The organism is Bartonella sp. AA168HLJHH, assembly GCF_042197365.1.
Taxonomy (GTDB): Bacteria; Pseudomonadota; Alphaproteobacteria; order Rhizobiales; family Rhizobiaceae; genus Bartonella.
The window spans coordinates 1-3,248 of the sequence record NZ_JBHIRS010000048.1 but is presented as its reverse complement, the minus strand read 5'-3'; the positions used below and the strand labels follow the sequence as shown (position 1 = coordinate 3,248).

Sequence of the window (3,248 nt, the reverse complement as noted above, 5' to 3'; positions counted from 1 at the left end):
AACAAAAGATTACAATGGCTTCATTGTTTGATGCTGTTGTTTTTAACGAAAGGGTGCCATTCATAACGTATGGTAGGGCGAACACCTTATGAGCTATTTTCACTTGCTATTTGACGAATATGATTGGAACGACATAAGAGCTCTAAAGCTTGCTTAACGGCTCTATTATCTGTTAAACCGATCCAACTTCTTTGATGAATATCACGTAAAGTAAAGACATCGGGTAAATGATCACAGCGCTCGACAATCAATTTTGCCCCCTCTGTTGCTAAGCTATCCGCCGCCGCATAGAGCCTTTTGACATGACTGAACAAATATTTTTCCCATCGCAAGGCTGTTTGAAGGGCACCTTTATTGATTTCAAAACGCCCCCCTTCGGTTAATTCAAAAATCAATGCAAGACTTACTATGGTCTTAGGCATTTTCAAAAGATGCGCTTGTAAGCTTTCAGAAATGTTATTCTCTTTGGCTTCTTTAAAAATCTTTTGCATCCATTCACGAAAGATCTCTTGAGCTTCAGCAGAAAAGCGCATCACAAGAGGGTGTTCTGGTGAACCAAGGGGGTTATCATAAAGAGAACGAAATGCCCCTTCATAAGTTTCCCATGCCTCTTGATTGGGCGGTCTATCAACCCATTTCCAATCTTTTGTCTCATCGGGAAAGACCAGCATTTGAAAGCGTTGTAAGAAACCATCATTGCCTTTGCCATATAAAACATTGCGTATAAAGGGCAGAATGCGAGAGGGTTGAATGCCCCCTATAATAGAGACGGTTGCATTGGGAATAAAAATGGTTCCACGCCCAATCCGGTCATAAGTAAATTGATCATCGCCATTAAAAGCTGTTAAATAAAAGGAACGGTCTGTTTGATATTCCTTCCGTTCCATATCTGTTAAGAAACCGGATAATTCATCACGCACCATCAAGAGACCACGGGGGTTTTCTTTTAAAAGTTCCCCAAGCTTTTCAACGGTCACATCATTGACAATAAAACGAGAGACATCCTCATCACGCGTATTGTCTTTAGAGAGGGTTTCAGACAAAAGAGCACGGGCTGTTTCAAGATCTCCTTTTTTGATTGCTTTATGGGCTTGTTTTTTCTTTTCGGATTTGTCTAAAGTTTCAAGTATCTCTTCAATTTCTTGTCTCTCTTTCTGCTTTAGCCAGTCTTTATACCATTTCTTTTGAAGGCAAGTGATGGGAGTTAAAGCGGCTTGCATGGTAGGTGTTTTCATGGTTGAAGGTTGACCAATAAGAGCGCCCCAGAGATTAGGGACAATCTTCCAATCATCATGTTGTTTTGGAGCAATCCGCACGCCATTGCCGATGAGAGCAGCCAAGCCACACAAAGCAGCGACAGCCACAAAATCAAGAGGCGCTTGTTGACGGTCAGCAACGTCATAAACATAGCGACTTAAAGTTAAAGGCATTTGCGCAGCATGAAAAGACTCGACGGGTAAGAGAGTATATTCAAGTGGTTTTAATTCCCCCCAACCGTTTTGTTGCAATGCTTGTTTATAAGGAATGGCTTCTAAACAAGTCTTATCATTTAAAGAGCCATTATCGTTATCATTGAATGAAACATTTTGATTGTTGGTATCGACAATATTGTTTTTATTCTCTCTCATTTATTTATACCTTTCAGTATCAAAACATCATTGAAATCTAGACCGTAGGGGGCTTGCATGATAAAAACCTCAAAGCCTTGTCTATAGGCACGCGCAGCGAGGTTAAAACCTGCTTTACGCCCCGCATCATCGCCATCCATTGCAATGGTGAGACGGGCTTTTGTTTTGGGTAAATTCACATGCATCATGCCATGGGTTGAAAGGGACGCCCATAAATCAACGGGCTCTGATAACAACCCAGACAAAAGAGCCAGACCGGTTTCAATGCCTTCACAAATGACCAGATGTTTTGGATTGGCTTGACTTAAATGCACCGCGCCACCCGTTACAGATCCCAACATGGCTTTTGCTGGTTTTTGGTCTGTTTTGCAGCCATTGTCTTTTAAAAAGGTTCTATGAATGGCAAAGGAACCAGCGCCCTTAACAAGAGCCACCAACGCGGGCAGTGTACCCCCAGAGGGGTGCGAACATTTGTCGTAAAAGCGTAAATCAGGAGGCAAATCACATGTAATACCCCGCATACGTAAATAGGTTTCTGCTAAAGTGTTTTTAATTGGTTGGCTTTGTTGCCAAATTGCTTTTGCTCTCTCTGCTTTCTGTTTTGCTCGTTTGAGATCAGCACAAAACTGTTTGGAGAAAGAGAGCGTCTGATCATAAGCTTGTTTTCCAAGCAATCTAATTCTAATAAGCGCTTGTATGATCTCTCTAAAAGAGCAGCCAGAATAACAATAGAGCAATAAACGCCCATCATGTCCATTGGCAAGGGATAAGCTAGGCAACCTATCATCATGAGCAGGGCAACGGGCTGTTCCATAACGCCCATGCCAAGTACCACGCAAGGCACGTGTGATACCTTGCGCATTCTTAAAAGAACACATCATTTTAAATCCTATAACGTTGCGTCATAGGACGGATTGTGCTATCTCTAGGGTGATGAGTTTGAGAAAGCCTTGTCCGTCCTTACGCGACAAGGTTTTTTTATGCCGCGTCACTTTGACGTTGCTGTTTTGCTTGCTCGATGACATTTAAGAGATCCGATTGTAACCAACGGGATAAAAAGCCAAATTTTAAAGGTTTTGGGAGAGAGCCATTGGTAACATGACGGCGGAAAGTTGAGACACTCATATGAAGCAATTTTGCACTTTCACGGTCTGTTAAAAGAATAGCATTTTCTGTCATACTAAAATCCTTTCTATCAAAAAATGGTAACAAATCATAACTATTTATTAACCATATTTTGGTTCATTTGGAAAGATGTTTTATTTATAGAAAACAATATTTTATCATACAATTTTTGATGTGATAATTTATGAGTTTTATTGAGAAAGAATGAGAGAGAAGAGAGAGAAAGTTATCCACAGATCATGGGGTTATGCACCCCATATCTTAAGATTGACCAGTGACATAAGCCGCCCATTTATCCATATAAACACGGCGCTGTTCTAGATAGTCAGTACGACGATAGGCACGCTCTACTTTGCCGCCAACTGTATGACTTAGAATAGTTTCAGCGACCTCATAGGGAGCATCGGTTGTTTCAGCAAGCCAATTGCGTAAACTAGAACGAAAACCATGCGGGCAGGCTTCAAGTTTATTGTCTCTCATATATTTTGCCATACA

General features: G+C 41.2%; 2 protein-coding genes and 2 pseudogenes. All 4 read right to left on the bottom strand.

What is annotated here, in order from left to right; translation table 11 throughout:
* Window positions 1-20: 20 nt before the first annotated feature.
* Window positions 21-1,628, bottom strand: a pseudogene (locus ACFINM_RS09540) (YfjI family protein).
* A complete protein-coding gene (locus ACFINM_RS09535; protein ID WP_375641262.1) occupies window positions 1,625-2,509 on the bottom strand; it encodes a toprim domain-containing protein in 885 nt (294 codons plus the stop codon). Before ACFINM_RS09535 ends, ACFINM_RS09540 begins: the two are co-directional and overlap by 4 nt.
* A gap of 97 nt (window positions 2,510-2,606) precedes the next feature.
* Window positions 2,607-2,807, bottom strand: a complete 201-nt coding sequence (locus tag ACFINM_RS09530) for a helix-turn-helix transcriptional regulator (RefSeq protein WP_375641260.1) — start codon at window positions 2,805-2,807, stop codon at window positions 2,607-2,609.
* A 207-nt stretch (window positions 2,808-3,014) separates the two neighbouring features.
* Window positions 3,015-3,248, bottom strand: a pseudogene (locus tag ACFINM_RS09525) (integrase); the annotation flags it as partial.

Excerpts from the sequence above, each read along its gene's own strand:
- ACFINM_RS09535 (WP_375641262.1), bottom strand. The coding sequence starts at position 2,509 with ATGATGTGTTCTTTTAAGAATGCGCAAGGTATCACACGTGCCTTGCGT.
- ACFINM_RS09530 (WP_375641260.1), bottom strand. The coding sequence starts at position 2,807 with ATGACAGAAAATGCTATTCTTTTAACAGACCGTGAAAGTGCAAAATTG.